This is a genomic window from Sphingomonas sp. GM_Shp_2 (assembly GCF_026540875.1).
Classification (GTDB): domain Bacteria; phylum Pseudomonadota; class Alphaproteobacteria; order Sphingomonadales; family Sphingomonadaceae; genus Sphingomonas; species Sphingomonas carotinifaciens.
Map to the genome: position 1 here is coordinate 1 of NZ_JALNUQ010000051.1, position 16,052 is coordinate 16,052.

The 16,052-nt window shown below is 68.0% G+C and carries 13 protein-coding genes and 2 tRNA genes; 11 read left to right on the plus strand and 4 right to left on the minus strand.

Translation table 11 applies throughout. The annotated features are described in order from the left end of the window. On the minus strand, positions 1 to 436 hold a 436-nt coding region (locus tag OXR08_RS15335), incomplete at its 3' end, for an N-formylglutamate amidohydrolase (protein ID WP_267351191.1). Positions 437 to 535: 99 nt separating this feature from the next. Between OXR08_RS15335 and OXR08_RS15340 the strand changes: the two genes are divergently transcribed. The 3 genes from OXR08_RS15340 (at position 536) to OXR08_RS15350 (ending at position 3,316) form a co-directional block, all read left to right on the plus strand. Further along, complete coding sequence (locus OXR08_RS15340; RefSeq protein ID WP_112381766.1) at positions 536 to 913, plus strand: response regulator; 378 nt, start codon at positions 536 to 538, stop codon at positions 911 to 913. A 60-nt stretch (positions 914 to 973) separates the two neighbouring features. Then, positions 974 to 1,048 (plus strand) — tRNA-Val (locus tag OXR08_RS15345). A 306-nt stretch (positions 1,049 to 1,354) separates the two neighbouring features. Next, positions 1,355 to 3,316, plus strand: coding sequence for a DUF3857 domain-containing protein (locus tag OXR08_RS15350; RefSeq protein WP_267351195.1), 1,962 nt, complete (start codon positions 1,355 to 1,357; stop codon positions 3,314 to 3,316). A 74-nt stretch (positions 3,317 to 3,390) separates the two neighbouring features. On the opposite strand, the gene OXR08_RS15355 is transcribed toward OXR08_RS15350, so the two are convergent. After that, positions 3,391 to 3,467 (minus strand) — tRNA-Pro (locus OXR08_RS15355). Between the two features lie 193 nt (positions 3,468 to 3,660). Between OXR08_RS15355 and yajC the strand changes: the two genes are divergently transcribed. Genes yajC through OXR08_RS15375 form a run of 4 tightly spaced genes read left to right on the plus strand, consistent with a single transcriptional unit; the run spans position 3,661 to position 6,976 of the window. Next, the gene (gene yajC, locus OXR08_RS15360) at positions 3,661 to 3,999 is read left to right on the plus strand and encodes a preprotein translocase subunit YajC (protein WP_160146726.1); all 339 of its coding nucleotides are present in this window, start codon (positions 3,661 to 3,663) and stop codon (positions 3,997 to 3,999) included. Positions 4,000 to 4,003: 4 nt separating this feature from the next. Then, positions 4,004 to 5,608, plus strand: a complete 1,605-nt coding sequence (secD, locus tag OXR08_RS15365; RefSeq protein ID WP_267351198.1) for a protein translocase subunit SecD — start codon at positions 4,004 to 4,006, stop codon at positions 5,606 to 5,608. Between the two features lie 16 nt (positions 5,609 to 5,624). Next, complete coding sequence (secF, locus tag OXR08_RS15370; RefSeq protein ID WP_149681082.1) at positions 5,625 to 6,605, plus strand: protein translocase subunit SecF; 981 nt, start codon at positions 5,625 to 5,627, stop codon at positions 6,603 to 6,605. Next, positions 6,605 to 6,976, plus strand: coding sequence for an Mth938-like domain-containing protein (locus OXR08_RS15375; RefSeq protein ID WP_267351201.1), 372 nt, complete (start codon positions 6,605 to 6,607; stop codon positions 6,974 to 6,976). Before secF ends, OXR08_RS15375 begins: the two co-directional genes overlap by 1 nt. Here the strand turns inward: OXR08_RS15375 and OXR08_RS15380 are convergent. Further along, positions 6,958 to 8,142 carry a glycosyltransferase gene (locus OXR08_RS15380; protein ID WP_267351227.1) on the minus strand — a complete coding sequence of 395 codons (1,185 nt, stop codon included), beginning with the start codon at positions 8,140 to 8,142 and terminating at the stop codon, positions 6,958 to 6,960. The two genes, OXR08_RS15375 and OXR08_RS15380, sit on opposite strands and share 19 nt — an antisense overlap. A gap of 128 nt (positions 8,143 to 8,270) precedes the next feature. Between OXR08_RS15380 and OXR08_RS15385 the strand changes: the two genes are divergently transcribed. Then, complete coding sequence (locus OXR08_RS15385) at positions 8,271 to 9,701, plus strand: S41 family peptidase (RefSeq protein ID WP_267351203.1); 1,431 nt, start codon at positions 8,271 to 8,273, stop codon at positions 9,699 to 9,701. Positions 9,702 to 9,746: 45 nt separating this feature from the next. Here the strand turns inward: OXR08_RS15385 and OXR08_RS15390 are convergent, their stop codons facing one another. Beyond that, positions 9,747 to 10,571 carry a class I mannose-6-phosphate isomerase gene (locus OXR08_RS15390; RefSeq protein ID WP_267351205.1) on the minus strand — a complete coding sequence of 275 codons (825 nt, stop codon included), beginning with the start codon at positions 10,569 to 10,571 and terminating at the stop codon, positions 9,747 to 9,749. A gap of 114 nt (positions 10,572 to 10,685) precedes the next feature. On the opposite strand from OXR08_RS15390, the gene OXR08_RS15395 reads away from it, so the two are divergent. The 3 genes from OXR08_RS15395 to ligA all read left to right on the plus strand — a co-directional run bounded on the left by OXR08_RS15395 (position 10,686) and on the right by ligA (position 15,888). Beyond that, positions 10,686 to 11,633, plus strand: a complete 948-nt coding sequence (locus OXR08_RS15395) for an outer membrane protein assembly factor BamD (protein ID WP_267351206.1) — start codon at positions 10,686 to 10,688, stop codon at positions 11,631 to 11,633. 388 nt (positions 11,634 to 12,021) lie between these two features. Next, positions 12,022 to 13,686 (plus strand): DNA repair protein RecN, encoded by a 1,665-nt coding sequence (gene recN, locus OXR08_RS15400; RefSeq protein ID WP_267351208.1) that lies wholly within the window; start codon positions 12,022 to 12,024, stop codon positions 13,684 to 13,686. A gap of 72 nt (positions 13,687 to 13,758) precedes the next feature. After that, a complete protein-coding gene (gene ligA, locus OXR08_RS15405) occupies positions 13,759 to 15,888 on the plus strand; it encodes an NAD-dependent DNA ligase LigA (RefSeq protein WP_267351210.1) in 2,130 nt (709 codons plus the stop codon). The last annotated feature ends 164 nt before the right edge of the window (positions 15,889 to 16,052 follow it).

The following is a 16,052-nucleotide window of genomic DNA, read 5'->3' on the forward strand; positions in this document are numbered from 1 at the left end:
GGTGGTCCGCCACGATCCTCGCCTCCACCTCCGCACCCGAAAACCGCCGCCGCCACAGATCGCCCGCCGCCCCCGTCCGCCGCGGCACCAACCCCAGTCCGCTGCGCAACTTGGCCGAGGCACGCGGCTGCGTCGTCCAGTCGGCGCCCGCATCGACCTTGGGATCGCGCTCCTGCTCGCTGCGGTTGAGGTCGATCCAGGCACGCGGCACCGTCTGGATCAGCGTCGGCTGCCGATCGCGCGCGGCGCGCGCCACCATGTCGACGAAGCGATCCTCCAGCAGCTGCAGCGCCGCCGCCGACACACGCAACGCCTCGTCCAGCGCGGGCGGATAGTCGCGCCCGGCATGCGGCACCGACAGGATCACCGGGCCCCGTCGCGCGAAATCCCGGTCGCCCGGCATCGCATCAAGGCGCTCGAAGGAAGGGCTCGCCATCGCCCGTCACGCTAGGCGCGACCGTACGCTGCCGCAATCGCTCTGGAAATATTAAGGGGCCCTCCCCTAAGAGGGGCGCAGTTTCACCGGGGCCCAATGATGATCCGAATCCTGCTGGCCGAAGATGACCAGATCATGCGCGAATATCTGACCCGCGCGCTTCAGAAGTCGGGCTATGCGGTCACCGCGGTGGACCGCGGCACCGCCGCCATCCCCTTGTTGCAGACCGAACGGTTCGACCTGCTGCTGACCGACATCGTCATGCCGGAGATGGACGGCATCGAACTGGCCCAGCGCGCGGGCGAGATGGTGCCGGACCTGCGCGTGATGTTCATCACCGGGTTCGCCGCGGTCACGCTCAAGGCCGGCCAGGCGATGCCCAACGCCCGCGTCCTGTCCAAACCCTTCCACCTGCGCGACCTGGTGATGGAGGTCGACCGGCTTTTCGAGGCCGATCATGCCGGCGGCACAATTTAGCACCGGAGCGATTTAGGACTTGCGCACCCGAAACACCCCGGCTAATGCGCCACCTCCGGCGGGCGTGTAGCTCAGTGGTAGAGCACTGTGTTGACATCGCAGGGGTCGCAAGTTCAATCCTTGCCACGCCCACCACTTCAAAAAGCCTCGGATGTCTTTGGACTTCCGGGGCTTTTTAGTTGTCCAAGTCTTGCACACCGCGCCGCTTGGTAAAATCCGCACCGGATTGCCCCCGCCCGATCGATCGTTAAGCTGCGCTCGAACCGGGGGGACAGGAATATGGTCATTCGTGCGATGCGGCTTGGCGCATCGGCCGCCGCAATGCTTGCGGCCACGGCGGGAAGTAGCGCAGTCGCCGCCAGGGGCGCGCAAACGCCCAAAAGCGTAAAGCCAGAAAATGCTCGTGGTCGTACAGTGCTTTACGCGCCGGCGCCCGATTGGGTGATCGCCCCGCCGACCGCGGCCGATGCCCCGTTGCCGCCCGGCGCCCCAGTGCGCGTGCTCTATGCCGAACAGCAAGTCCGCGTCACCGCCGACGGGCAGGAGGATTACCAGGCCTCCCGCATGAAGTTGCTGTCGCCCGAGGGGCTTGCGGCCGGCAATCTCGCGGTCGCCTGGTCCCCTGCCAGCGAAGAGATGATCGTCCACCGCCTGGCCATCATCCGCGGCGGCCAGACCATCGACATTCTCGCCACCCAGAAGTTCACCGTCATCCAGCGGGAGAATAATCTGGAACAGTCGATGCTCGACGGCGATCTGACCGCGACCTTGCAGACGGCCGGGCTTCAGGTCGGTGACGAGGTCGAGTTCGCGGCAACCAAACGCCATCACGACACCGGCCTTGGCGAACGTGCCGAGGGCTTTTTGCAATTGCCCGTGGTCGGCATGCGCGGCGCCTACCGCGTACGCCTGCTGACCCCCAAGGGGAGCAGCGTCAGCTACCGCGCCACCGCCGATGCGCCGCAGCCGGCAGTCCGTGACCTGGGGAACGAGACCGAGCGGCAATATCTGCTCACCGACCCGGACACACCGACCGTGCCGGAGGACGCGCCGCTCCGCTACCGGATCGCCCGACTGGTGCAGTTCAGCGATTATGCCGATTGGGCCGCGGTCTCCCACGCCTTCGACCCGCTCTACGTCCGCGCCGGCACCCTCGCCGCCGATTCGCCGATCCGGGCGGAGGCGGCGCGGATCGCCGCGACGAGCACCGATCCGGCACGCCGGGTGGAGGCGGCGCTGCGCCTCGTCCAGGATCAGATCCGCTATGTCTATGTCGGGCTGGACGGCGGCAATTACCGCCCGGCCGCGGCGGATGAGACGTGGAAGCGGCGTTTCGGCGACTGCAAGGCCAAGACGGTGCTGCTGATCGCCCTGCTGCGCGAAATGGGGATCGCGGCCGAGCCGGTGCTGGTCGCCAGCAAGGGCGGCGACGGCATCGACCAGCGCCTGCCGACGCCCGGCCTGTTCGACCATGTCGTCGTGCGCGCGACGGTTGCCGGCAAGCCGATCTGGCTCGACGGCACCCGGCTCGGCGACAGGACGCTTGCCACGCTCGATCCGCCGGGATCGCGCTGGGCCCTGCCGCTGCGCACCGGCAGCGTCGCGCTCGAGATGATCGCGCCGCGCCCGCCCCGCGTACCGACGCGCATCGACGTGGTGGAGATCGATGCATCAGCCGGCTTCGACAAGCCGGGCAGATACCACATACAGCAGACGCTGCGCGGCGACGAGATCTTTGGAATGCGCGCCCAGCTTGCCGGCGTCGCCGCGTCCGATGCGAACAAGCTCCTCGCCACCTATTGGCGTCAGCAGATGCCCGATGTGGAGCCGAGCCGGACGGGCTGGCGCTTCGATGACGACAATCGCCTGCTGGTGCTCGACATGGAGGGCGAGGGGAAGGTCGACTGGGACGGCGACGACAAGGACGGTCACACACACTACCTGTTCAGCGGCGGCTTTTCCCCGCCGAACGAGCGTAAACGGCCCAAGGACCAGCCGCAGGATGCGCCGTTCGCCAATGATTATCCGGCGTTCACCTGCTCGGCGACGACGGTAAAGGTACCGCCTGCGGGCAAGGGCCTGCACTGGAGCTTTTCGTCCAGGCCGATGGATCGCAGCCTGGGTGGCGTCGCCTATTGGCGGATCGCGTCGTTCGATGGGCAAACCGCGCGGATGGTGCGCAGCTACCGTGTCGACGTGCCGGAAATCAGCGCCGCCGATGCCGCCGCCCTGAACGCAGCGATCCCCGACTTCGACAACAGCAAGTCCTATGTCTGGGAAACGAAGCGCAAGCCGAGCCTGAGCGGGCAACTGGACGCAGCCGGCCATTTCGGCAGCTTCGCCGAGTTCGCAGGCGCCACGCCACCCTGCCAGAGCGAAGTCGGACGCGACAAGACATCGTAATCAATGGGAAAGCCGGGGTCCTCGGACCCTGGCGACCGTGCCGCGCGATCGTCGCTGCGGTGACGGTGTAAGATTGGTCGGGGCGACAGGATTCGAACCTGCGACCCCCACACCCCCAGTGTGATGCGCTACCAGGCTGCGCTACGCCCCGACCAGAGCCGGCGCCTCTAGGCCCAGTTTGCGTGCAACGCAAGCCCCAAGCGTGTGGGATCGCTGCAACCGTCGCCGGGATGCCCCGCTTACGCGGCCGTCCATTGCGCGTTCGCCCCGGCAATGGTAGCGGGCACCGCTTAATCGCCTGGCCGTTTCGCGACGTCCATGCCCACCAGTCACGAACGGGTCCGATGTTCATTTCCACCGCATTTGCACAGGGCGCCGCCGGCGCCGCGTCACCGGGCGGGTTCGCCTCGTTCCTCAGCCTCGCGCCGCTGCTCCTCGTCTTCGTCGTCTTCTATTTCCTGATGATCCGCCCGCAGCAGCGCCGGATGAAGCAGCTTCAGGCGGCCGTGGAGGGCGTGAAGAAGGGCGATTCGGTCACCACCGCCGGCGGCATCGTCGGCCGGGTGACCCGCGTCGAGGACAAGCTGGTCGAGGTGGAGATCGCCCCCAATGTCCGCGTCCGCGTGGTCAAGGCGACGCTGACCGACGTCGCGAATCCGCTCGCCAAGCCCGCGAACGACTGATCCCATGCTGGACTTCCCCCGCTGGAAGGTCGCCTCGATCGTCGCCCTGATCGCGGTCCTGTGTGCGCTTTCCATTCCGAGCTTCCTGCCCGAGCGCATCACCAACGGGTGGGGCGCGTTCCCGCATCCGAAGGTCAATTTCGGACTCGACCTGGCCGGCGGCAGCTATCTGCTGCTGGAGGCGGACACGCAGGATCTGGCCAATTCGCGGCTGGAGACGATGCGGGACCAGGTGGCGACCGAGATGCGCCGCCAGAATCCGCGCATCGCGATCGGCGACATCTCGACGCGCGGCGGGCAGCTCAGCTTCATGCTGCGCGATGCGTCTCAGGTCGATGCCGCGCGCGAGCGCCTGCTGGCGATCACCGGCGGCGGGGCGGGCATGACCGGCCAGCGTGAGTGGGATATCCAGGTCGTCGACACCAGCCGCTTCGTGCTGAAGCCGACCCAGGCCGGGCTCAACCAGGCGGTCAACACCGCGATGGGCGACGCGACCGAGGTCGTGCGTCGCCGTATCGACGAACTGGGCACGCGCGAACCGACGATCGTGCGTCAGGGCGCCAACCGCATCGTCGTGCAGGTGCCGGGTCTTCAGGACCCGCAGGCGCTGAAGGACCTGCTCGGCAAGACCGCGCGGCTGGAGTTCAAGCTGGTCGACACGACCGCGAACCCGGCCGAACTGCTCAAGGGCAATGCGCCTCCGGGCAGCCAGATCCTGCCCTATCCCGACAATCCGCTGGGCGTGCCGGTGATCGCAGTGACGCGGCCAGTCATCATCTCCGGCGACCAGTTGGTCGATGCGCAACAGACCTTCGACCAGCAGACCAACGCGCCGCAGGTGGCGATCACCTTCGACAGCCAGGGCGGCCGCAAGTTCGCCCGCGTGACGCAGGAGAACGTGAACAAGCCGTTCGCGATCATCCTCGACAACAAGGTGATTTCCGCGCCCAACATCAACGAGCCGATCCTGGGTGGTCGCGCGTCGATCTCGGGCAATTTCACCGTGCAGACCGCGAACGAGCTCGCCATCGCGCTGCGTTCGGGCAAGCTGCCGATCGCGCTCAAGGTGATCGAGGAGCGCACCGTCGGCGCCGAACTGGGCAACGATTCGATCCGCGCGGGCGTGCTCGCCTCGATCGTCGCGGTGGTCGCGGTCGTCATCTTCATGCTGGTGACCTATGGTCGCTTCGGTTTCTATGCGAACCTGGCGGTGGTCATCAACGTCCTCATCATCCTGGCGGTGATGGCGATGATCGGCGCGACACTGACCCTGCCCGGCATTGCCGGCTTTGTGTTGACCATCGGCACCGCGGTCGACGCCAACGTGCTGATCAACGAGCGTATTCGCGAGGAACGACGACGCGGGCGCAACGTCGTGCAGGCCGTCGAGCTGGGCTACAAGGAGGCCAGCCGCACGATCTTCGAGGCGAACACGACCCATGCCATCTCGGGCGTCATCATGCTGATGCTGGGCTCCGGCCCGGTCAAGGGCTTCGCGGTCGTGCTGCTGATCGGCATCGTCACCAGCGTGTTCACCGCCGTCACCTTCACCCGCATGCTTGTGGCTTTGTGGCTCCGCCGCACCAAGCCCAAGACGATCAACATTTGAGGCGGGAGAAGAACCCATGCGTCTCCTGAAACTCGTCCGCGACGATACCAACATCGATTTCGTCCGCCTGCGCGGCTGGGCGTTCGGCCTCACCCTGTTGCTGACCGTGCTCGCGGTCGGCGTCACCTTCGCCAAGGGCCTCAATCTGGGCGTCGATTTCGTCGGCGGGCTGATGATCGAGGAAAGCTTCCCCACCAAGCCGTCGATGGACCGGCTGCGCACGGTGGTAGACGACCTGGGCGTGGGCGAGGCGAACCTGCAGGCGGTGGGCGACGGTCGCACCGTCACCATTCGCCTGCCCGTCCCCTCCTCCACCGATGAGGGTGCGACCAACGCCGTCGTCCGCAAGGTGGAAGCCGCCGTGGGCAAGGCGTTCCCCGGCGCCACCTTCTCGCGCTACGACACCGTGTCGGGCAAGGTGTCCGGCGAGCTGATCCGCAACGGCCTGCTCGCGGTCGTGCTGGCGGTGCTGGGCATCGGCCTGTTCGCCATCTTCCGCTTCGAATGGCAGTTCGGCATCTCGACGATCGTGGCCATCGTCCACGATCTGCTCGTCACGCTGGGCTTCTTCGCGATCACGCAGTTCGAACTCGACCTGACGATCATCGCCGCCTTCCTGACCATCATCGGCTATTCGATCAACGACAAGATCGTGATCGACGATCGCATCCGCGAGAATATGCGCCGCTATCGCAAGATGGAGATGCGCGACATCATCAACCTGTCGGTCAACGAAACGCTGCCCCGCACGGTGATGACCTCGGTCACCATCCTGCTGGCGCTGTTCGCGCTGTTGATGCTGGGCGGCCATGTGCTGCGCGGCTTCACTGCGGCGATGATCCTGGGCATCGTGGTCGGCACCTATTCGTCGATCTACGTCTCGTCCTCGCTGCTCATCACGCTGGGCCTGCGCGCCGAGCCGAACCGCGAAAAGCCGGGCACCACCGACAAGCGCCCCGTGCCGGAGGCGGAGCGCATCACCCCGCGGGAACGCTGATGCGCGTCACCCGTGACCCGCTGGCGCCCGGCCCGATCGTGGCCGGTTTCTCCGGCAACGGCTTCCGGGTGGGCGAGATCGCCTATCCGGCGCTGCTCCTCAGCCCGGACTGGCACGAGGACTGGGCGCCGCCGCCGCTCGATGCGCTGACGGTCGAGGCGCTGGCGGGGCTGATCGCGGAACGCCCCGAATTCATCCTGATCGGCACCGGCGCGACGCTACGCCGACCGCCCCAGGCGCTGGTCCGCGCGCTGGAGGACCGCAACATCGGCGTGGAGGTGCTGAACAGCCGCACCGCCGCGCGCGACTGGGGCGTGCTGCGCGGCGAGGGTCGCCAGATCGGCGCCGCGCTCTACCCGCTGGACGCCTGACGCCGCGCCACCAGTCCGGCCAGATGCGCGTGCAGCGTCGCGGCATTGGTGTCCCAGCCGAAGCCCTCGACACTGGCGCGCACCGCGGCGGGATCGGGCACATCGGCCAGCACCGCGGCGATCCCCGCCGCAAAGGCCGCGGCATCGCGCGCGACGATCCGGCCGGCGGTGGGCCCGGTCACCACCTCCCCCGCCCCGCCGGCCCCGGTAATGACGATCGGCGTGCCACAGGCCAGCGCCTCCACCCAGGCATTGGCCAGCCCTTCGGAGGAAGAGGCAAGCGCCATCACATCCGCCATCGCCAGCAGGCGCGGCATGTCGTCATGCGCCACGCCGCCCAGCAACCTTGCCCGGTCGCCGATCCCAAGTGAAGCGATCCGCGCGGTCAGGCTGGCGCGCTCCGGCCCCTCGCCCGCGATCCACACATTGACGCCGGGCAGTCGCGCCGCCGCATCCAGCACGATGTCATGCCCCTTGCGCGGGATCAGCGCCCCCAGCGACACGACAAGCGGCCCGACCACCCCCGCCGCCCGCTTCGCCTCGCTGCGATCCTGCGGGCGGAAGCGGTCATGATCGATTCCGGTATGATGCACCGCGATCCGCTCACCCGGCATGCCCAGCGCGATCATGTCGTCGCGCATCGCCCCGCTGACCGCCAGCATGCCGTCCGCCCCTCGCGCCGCGGCCAGCACCTGCCCGGCGGTCGCCCCCCCGCGACCCCACAGGTGGATGTCGGCCCCCCGCGCCTTGATCGACACCGGCACGCCGTAGCGACGCCCGAGCGCCACGGCCGCCGGCCCGTCGGGAAAGAAGAAGGATGCGTCGATGACATCGAACGGCATTTCGCCGTGGAGCCGGTCGAGCAGCGGGATCAACGCCGCGACCAGGGCGCGAACGTGCCAGCGTCCCTTGGTCCCGGGCACGGTGGTGAAGCGCGGCCGGTACACCTTCAGCCCCCGCCAGGTCTCCTCACATGGCAAGGCCGCCATCGCGGCAAAGCGCGCGCCCCGGCGCAGCGGCCACACCGGCAGGCCGATCGGCGCGACGGCGGTCACCGCCACGCCCTCTCGCCGCGCCAGCCCGGCCGTCTGCCGCTCCACGAAGATGCCGAAATTCGGCCGGGTCGCGTCGGGAAACAGCGAAGACAGGGTCAGGACGTGCAGCATCGCCGTCATCCTAACGCCAAAGCATTAACCGCGCCTGCCGTAGGGCCGTTCACGGGTGGGCAAGTTTGCACCTGACAAAATGCGGTCGCGGCCATATCGTGGTCCGCAACATACGGGGGATATGTTGCATGAAGTTTCGGAAATCGGGTGCGGCGATCGCGATCGCCGCCATGCTGTCGGCCTGTGGCGGTGATGACGGCGGCAGCGGCGCCGGTATATCCAGCGGCGGCGCTGCCACGGGCACGACCGTCAACGGCTGCTCGCTGGCGGCGCGTCAGGAATGGGTCGCGCAGCAGTTGCGCGAATGGTATCTGTTTCCGGAAACGCTGCCGACCAATCTGAACCAGGGCGCCTACACCACCATCGATGGCTATATCGATGCCTTGACCGCCACCGCACGCGGCCAGAGCAAGGATCGCTACTTCACCCACATCACCTCGATTCGCGAAGAAAATGCCTATTACCAGTCGGGCGCCAGTGCCGGCTTCGGCCTGCGCTTCACGCTGGACGCCAGCCAGACGCGCCTGATGATCGCCGAGGCGTTCGAGGGCGGACCGGGCCTGGCTGCCGGTATCGACCGCGGTGCGGAACTGGTCGGCATCGGCACCACCACCGGCAATGTGCGCAGCATCCGGGATATCGTCACCGCCAACCGGCAGACCGGGCTGGAGGATGCACTCGGCCCCGATACCGCCGGCACGATGCGCGTGCTGCGCATCGCCGCCAACGGCACCACCCGCGACATCAGCGTGACCAAGACCGATTTCGCGCTGCAGCCGGTATCGCCGCGTTATGGCACGCAGATCATCAACGATGAGGGACGGCGCGTCGGCTATCTGAACCTGCGGACCTTCATCAACACCGCCGACCCGCAACTGCGCGCCGCCTTTGCGACGTTCAAGCAGCAGGGGGTCACCGACGTGGTGATCGACCTGCGCTACAATGGCGGTGGCCTGATCGACACCGCGGAACTGTTCAGCGACCTGCTGGGCGGCGCCCGCCAGTCGAGCGAGGTGCAAAGCTACACCAGCTTCCGCCCCGACAAGGCGAGCCGCAACACCACGCGCCTGTTCCAGCCACAGCCCGAGTCGATCGCACCCACCCGCATCGCCTTTATCGGCACCGGCGGCACGGCCTCGGCCAGCGAACTGGTGATCAATGCCGCGATCCCCTATTTCCGCGCGAATGCCGCGCTGATCGGGACGAACACCTATGGCAAGCCGGTGGGACAGATCCCGCTGGACCGTCCCGAGTGCGACGATCGCCTGCGCGTGGTCGCGCTGGCGACGCAGAATGCCGACCGCCAGGGGGAATATTACACCGGGCTCGCGGGCTTCGTGAAGGCAAGCTGCCACGCCGGGGACGACCTGTCCCGTCCGCTTGGCGATCCGCAGGAGGCTTCGCTGCGCGCGGCGCTCAATTTCCTGGCCGGCCGCACCTGCACGCCGATCAATACCTCGGGCAATGCCGCGGCACGAAGCCTCCCGGCCTCGTCCTACCGCCTGCTGACCCCGACCCGGCCGACGACCCCGCAACGCGAGGTGCCCGGCCTGTTCTGACCGGTCACCGGCCCTCCCCTTGTCGGGAGGGCCGATGCCGCCCGATTACAGCCGCGTGGTGCCCGGATAGGCGAACAGCGCATCGCCGCCCTCACCCAGCGACACCGTCTCGCTCCCCGTCACCGTCACGCACTGACCGGCGGAGAACGCGACGCCCGCGACTTCGCCCGCGCCGGTGATCGGCACCAGCCAGCCGGTCCGCCCTTCGGGCAGCGTCACCGCGTGTTCGCCCGCGGACCAGCGCTCCAGCACGAATTTCGGCCCTTCGACCAGGATGGTGCGCCCCTCGCCCACCGGGCCGGGCGAGGTGATCGGCTGGTACGGCTCCAGATGCGCGACCTCGACGCCGTCGGTCAGGTGCAGTTCGCGCTCGCTGCCATAATCGTACAGGCGGTAGGTGGTTTCCGAATTCTGCTGCACCTCGATCAGGGTCAGCCCGCCGCCGATCGCATGCACCGTGCCCGACGGCGCATAGTAGAAATCGCCCGCCTTGACCGGCACCCAGTCCAGATCCTGCTCGATCGACCCGTCCTGCGCGTCGGCGCGGAGCTGGTCCTTGCTGATCGGCTGCTTGGGGCCGAGCGCGATCGTCGAATCGGGCTGTGCCGCCAGGATCGTCCAGCACTCGTCCTTGCCGCGCGGCAGGCCGCGCGCCTGTGCCTGCGCGTCGTCCGGGTGGACCTGCACCGACAGCTTCTCGCTGGTGAACAGATATTTGATCAGCAGATCAGGCGTCGTGTCGCCCGGCTCCTGGAACCACACCTCGCCGATCGGCGCGCCGCCTTCGGGCGCGTCCTCGAAACCGGGGTACAAGCTATGGCGACCCCAGGGCTTTTCGACGCGGTGGGTGTGGAGCAGCGTAGCCGGCATGGCGAACATCCTTTGCGGGTAGACGATAGGAACGTGGCCCCGCATTGCCCTGATCCCGCGGTCATGCAAGGGGACTGTTCGGCTCGCCAACGCTCGGCTAAGGAAATCCCCGCAATGCGTATCCCCCAGTCCCGAGCGCTGTCGCTGGCGCTGATCGCCGCCCTGGCCCTTCCCATCGCCGGTTGCGCGCGCAACCGTGCCCGCACCGACCTGCCCTATGTCGCGCGCGACGTCGGCACGCTCTACACCACCGCCAAGAATCGGCTGGACCAGGGACGCTTCAAGGAAGCGGCGCTGCTCTTCGACGAGGTGGAGCGTCAGCATCCTTATTCGATCTGGGCCCGCCGCGCGCAGTTGATGAGCGCGTTCAGCTATTATCTGTCGCGCGATTACACGCAGGCGATCCAGTCGGCGCAGCGCTTCCTGTCGGTTCACCCCGGCAACCGCGACGCGCCTTATGCCTATTACCTGATCGCGCTCAGCTATTACGAGCAGATCACCGACGTGACCCGCGATCAGAAGATCACCCGTCAGGCGCTCGATGCGCTGGGCGAACTGATGCGCCGTTATCCCAACACGCGCTATGCGGCCGATGCCCGCCTGAAGGTCGATCTCGTCAACGACCATCTCGCCGGCAAGGAAATGGAAATTGGCCGCTTCTACGAGGGGCGCGGCCAGTGGCTCGCTGCCTCCATGCGCTTCCGCACCGTGATCGACCAGTATCAGACGACGCACGCGCCAGAGGCGCTGATGCGCCTGACCGAAACCTATCTGGCGCTCGGCGTCCCGAACGAGGCACAGCGCTCCGCGGCCGTGCTGGGCAGGAACTATCCGGGTTCCGACTGGTACAAGCGCGCCTATCGCCTGATGGAGCAGCATCCCGCCAAGCCGCTCCCGCCGGTCGCCCCCGGCCAGCCGGTGGTGCCGGACGGCACGCCCGGATCGGTCAACACCGGCCTGCCCGGCGAAAGCGGCAGCGGCACGCCGACCACCGGCCCGGCCACCCAGCCCTCCACCGTCGGCCCGAACAGCAGCCCCAATACCGGCGGCCGCACCAACTGATCGACCTGATCGACAGCCCCACCCCCGCCGCCCGGCCGGGGCGGGGCCGTATCTCGGAAGGGTGACGTCCGGGCGATCTCCCACCGCTCGTCCCGGATTGATCCCCACCCCCGTCGTCTCGGATCGGTCCACCCTCCCGTTCGTCTCGAGTAGTCGTCGAGTAGCGGCAAAGCCGCGTATCGAGACGACGTATTGAGAGACACGCCGCCGCGTGTGACACCGTCTCGATACGAGTTCTCGATACGCTCCAGCGGAGCTACTCGATCTCTACTCGACACGAACGGCTCAGGACGACGCACCCCCGCTTCGGCGCCACCCCGAACAAATCGTGACCATGGATGCGCAAAAGGGATAACGGCGGCCGCGAAAACCGCCTATATCGCGCATCATGCTGACTGCGCTGTCCATCCGCGACGTGGTATTGATCGAGGCGCTCGATCTTGATTTCGGCTTCGGCCTGGGCGTGCTGACCGGGGAAACCGGTGCGGGCAAGTCGATCCTGCTCGATGCGCTGGGCCTTGCGCTGGGTGGCCGCGGCGACAGCGGGCTGGTCCGCCACGGCGCGGCGCAGGCGGTGGTGACCGCCACCTTCGAGCCCCCGGTGCCCGGCAGCCGCCTCGCCTCGATCCTTGACGATGCCGGGGTCGAGATCGAACTTGGCGAGCCGCTGTTCGTCCGCCGCCTCGTCAAGGCCGATGGCGGCAGCCGCGGCTTCGTCAACGACCAGCCGGCGTCGGCCGCCCTGCTACGCGAAATGGCGCCCTTTCTGGTCGAGGTGCACGGCCAGCATGACGATCGCGGCCTGCTCAATCCCCGCGGCCACCGTGCGCTGCTCGACAGCTTCGCCCGCATCGATACCGGCGCCGCCGCCACCGCCTGGCGGACATGGCGCGCGGCAGAGGCCGAACTGGACGCCGCCCGTGCCGAGATCGAGACCGCGGCGCGCGACCGCGAATGGCTGGAACATGCGGTTGCCGAGCTGACCAAGCTTGCCCCCGAGCCCGGTGAGGAGGAGGCGCTGGCCGACAAGCGTCGCACCATGCAGCGTTCCGAAAAGATCGCCGGCGAACTGGCGGCGATTGACGAATATCTGGAAGGATCGGACGGCGGCCTTGCCCGCCTGCGTCAGGCCGCCCGCGTGTTGGAGCGCATTGCCGAGGATCACCCGGCGCTGGGCGACGCGCTGGCCGCGGTCGACCGCGCGGTGATCGAGGCGTCGGTGGCCGAGGAAAGATTGGCCGAGGCGCGCCTGTCGCTCGCCTATGATCCCCGCGCGCTGGAGGATGACGAGGCGCGGCTGTTCGAACTGCGCGGCATGGCGCGCAAGCACCGGGTCCAGCCCGACGACCTGGCAGCACTTGCCGACGATCTGCGCGGCCGTCTGGAGCGGCTGGAGGCGGGCGAAGGCGGCATCGCCAAGCTGGAAAAGCGCGCCCGGTCCGCCCGCACCGCCTATGACAGCGCCGCCGCTGCCCTGTCCAAGCAACGCCATGCCGCCGCCCAGCGCCTCGACGCCGCAGTGAAGGGCGAGTTGGCCCCGCTGAAGCTGGACGCCGCCCGTTTCCGCACCGTCGTCGTGGCGCTGGAGGAAAGCGGCTGGTCCGGAGCCGGCAAGGACCGCGTGGAATTCGAGATTGCGACCAACCCCGGCGCGCCCTTCGCACCCCTGGTTAAGATCGCCAGCGGCGGCGAATTGTCGCGCTTCATCCTCGCGCTGAAGGTCGCTCTGGCCGAGGAGGGGGGAGCTGCAACGATGGTCTTTGACGAGATCGACCGCGGCGTCGGCGGCGCGGTCGCCTCTGCGATCGGTGAGCGGCTGCACCGGCTGGCGACGCGCACCCAGTTGCTGGTCGTCACCCACAGCCCGCAGGTGGCCGCGCGTGGCGCGGCGCATCTGCTAATCGCCAAGTCACATGACGGCACGGTGACGCGCACCGGCGTGCGGGCCTTGTCGGATGCCGAACGGCGCGAGGAGATCGCCCGCATGCTGTCCGGCGCGACGATCACCGATGAGGCACGCGCCCAGGCCGAACGGCTGCTGGAGACGGCCTGAACCTGTTGATGGGGCTGGCTGGATGGGCTGGCGGCTTGATCGCCGGGCACCGACTGGCCTAGCAACCGATCCGTGACCAAAGCCCCCCTCCCCACCACCGATCTTCAGGCCGCCGCCGAGCTCGAATCGCTCAGCCAGACGATCGCGCATCACAACCGGCTCTATCATACCGACGACGCGCCGGAGATTTCCGACGCCGACTATGATGCATTGGTCCGTCGCAATGCCGCGCTGGAGGCTGCCTTTCCGCATCTGGTGCGCGCCGACTCGCCCAGTCGCCGGGTCGGCGCCGCGCCGGCCGGCCATCTCGCCAAGGTCGCGCATGCCCGGCCGATGATGAGCCTGGACAATGCCTTTGCCGATGACGAGGTCGCCGAGTTCGTCGCCCGCGTCCGCCGCTATCTGAAGCTGGCGGAGGACGTGCCCGTCACGCTTACCGCCGAACCCAAGATCGACGGCCTGTCCTGCTCGTTGCGCTACGAGCGGGGTCAGCTGGTCCAGGCACTCACCCGCGGCGACGGCACCACGGGCGAGGACGTCACCGCCAATGTCCGCACCATCGCCGACATCCCCGCCACCTTCCACGGCGACGCGCCCGACATTTTCGAGGTGCGCGGCGAGGTCTATATGGCCAAGGCCGATTTCGCCGCGCTCAACGCCCGCCTGCTTGCCGAGGCGGACAGCCCGGAAAAGGCGCGGCAGTTCGCCAACCCGCGCAATGCCGCCGCCGGATCGCTGCGCCAGAAGGACGCCGCGGTCACCGCCACCCGCCCTTTGCGCTTCCTGGCGCATGGCTGGGGCGAGGTCAGCGCGATGCCCGCCGATACGCAAAGCGGCGTCGTGGCGGCGATCCGCGCCTGGGGCTTTCCCGTCGCCGACGATTTTGCCCGGTGCGAAGGGGTGGACGATGCCCTGGCCCGATATCGCATGATCGAGGCGAAGCGTGCCGACCTGCCCTTCGACATCGACGGCGTCGTCTACAAGGTCGACCGGCTCGACTGGCAGCAGCGACTGGGTCAGGTCGCGCGTGCCCCGCGCTGGGCGCTGGCACATAAATTCCCCGCCGAACGCGCGCAGACCACGCTGAACGCGATCGATATCCAGGTCGGCCGCACCGGCAAGCTGACCCCCGTCGCGCGGCTGGAGCCGGTGACGGTCGGCGGCGTCGTCGTCACCAACGCGACGCTGCACAATGCGGACGAGGTCGGCCGGCTGGGCGTGCATCCCGGCGACCGCGTCGTCCTGCAACGCGCCGGCGACGTCATTCCGCAGATCGTCGAGAATCTGTCGCGCGACGACGCACGCGCGCCCTGGCCCTTTCCCACCCACTGCCCCGAATGCGGATCAGCGGCCGAGCGCGCGCCCGGCGAGGTCGACTGGCGCTGTTCGGGCGGCCTTGTCTGTCCGGCGCAGCGCGTCGAGCGGCTCCGCCATTTCGTCTCGCGCCACGCGCTCGACATCGACGGCATGGGGATCACCACGATCGAGGCGTTCTTTCGAGACGGCCTGATCCAGACGCCCGCGGATATCTTCCGCCTGACCGAGGACGTGCTTCTCGGCCGCGAGCGCTGGGCGGAGGTATCCGCACGCAACCTGATCGCGGCGATCGACGCCCGCCGCGCACCGCCCCTCGACCGCTTCCTCTTCGCGCTCGGCATCCGCCACGTCGGCGAAGTGACCGCCCGCGACCTCGCCCGTCGCTGGACCAGTTGGGCCGCCCTCACCGACATGATCGCCCGCGCCCAGTCCGAGCGCGACTCCATCCCCCCCGCCCTCGCCGAATCCGACGACAAGCACCTCGCCCGCGTCGCCAAAGCGCTCGCCGCCGTGGTCGACACCAAACAGGTCGGCCCCGAGGTCGCCCTGGCACTGGTCGATTTCTTTGCGGAGCCGCATAACAGGCAAGCGGTGCAGGATCTGCTGACGCAGGTCACGCCTGCCGACGTCGTGTGGCAGACGCGTACCTCCGATGTCAGCGGCAAGACGCTGGTCTTCACGGGCACGCTGGAGACCCTGTCGCGCGACGAGGCCAAGGCGCAGGCCGAGGCGCTGGGCGCCCGCGTCTCCGGCTCGGTCAGCGCCAAGACGGATCTGGTGATCGCCGGCCCTGGCGCCGGATCGAAACTGAAAAAAGCCAGCGACTTAGGCATCAAGGTCATCGACGAGGCGGAATGGAACGCGCTGGTGGCGGCAACCGGCTGACCGAGGTTAAACCCGCCGCAAAAAGGTCATAATTCGTGGCTTTTTTGCAACGCAACACGGCTGAATTCCGCGAGTGTTACAGCGGCATAGCGACTGTAACAGAAACGCAATACTCCATGGGCAGGGGCTCGCCTAACCGGTCCTTCAGACCACCGGTCGGCGCG